Source organism: Corynebacterium tuscaniense, from assembly GCF_008693065.1.
GTDB lineage: Bacteria > Actinomycetota > Actinomycetes > Mycobacteriales > Mycobacteriaceae > Corynebacterium > Corynebacterium tuscaniense.
The window spans coordinates 1-579 of sequence record NZ_VXKH01000192.1; the positions used below are offsets into that span (position 1 = coordinate 1).

Consider the following 579-nt stretch of genomic DNA (forward strand, 5'->3'; position numbering starts at 1 on the left):
CTGCGAAGTCACTCCCGGAACCCCCGATGAGCCCCGCATCGGCGATGAAGAATCCTCCGACGTCGGCTGGTTCTCCATCGCCCAACTCCCACCCACACTCCCACGATTCCGCCTCGTCATCGCCGATGCTGTTGCGCAACTCCGGCACCCCACCGGTTTTACTCCCCGCTTCGGCTATATTAAGCGCACTTAAAACTCTGTCGTGCTGTTCCCGAGACCCTGATCCCTCGACCTCAGGTCCAAATCCAAGTTGGCACAGGTCGCGGTTTGCCGCGCCTTCAAGGTTCACTTGCGAGTCTTTGAAAATTCAGCGGAGTTCTTTCGCCATGCCTCCAATGACAATGAGAATATGATTATGAAGCCTCAAATAAGAATCTCAATCTGAACTCGATGTCATTAACAGTGCGCGCTTCTACTCAATTATCAATAATAAAGCAAAAATGTACGGGGTTAATTTTGGGGGTAATTTAAGACTGGAGCGGGGTCGAGAAAATGACCTTGTGTCAAGGTGGATCTATGTCTATTTCTAAGTTGTTGATCGCGACAGAACTAAAAAGTTAGGCGACTTCCTTTATCGTC

The 579-nt window shown here is 49.9% G+C and carries 1 pseudogene; it reads left to right on the forward strand.

Going from position 1 to position 579, the window contains the following annotated elements:
• Window positions 1-193, forward strand: a pseudogene (locus F4V54_RS11235) (NUDIX hydrolase); the annotation flags it as partial.
• Window positions 194-579: the final 386 nt, after the last annotated feature.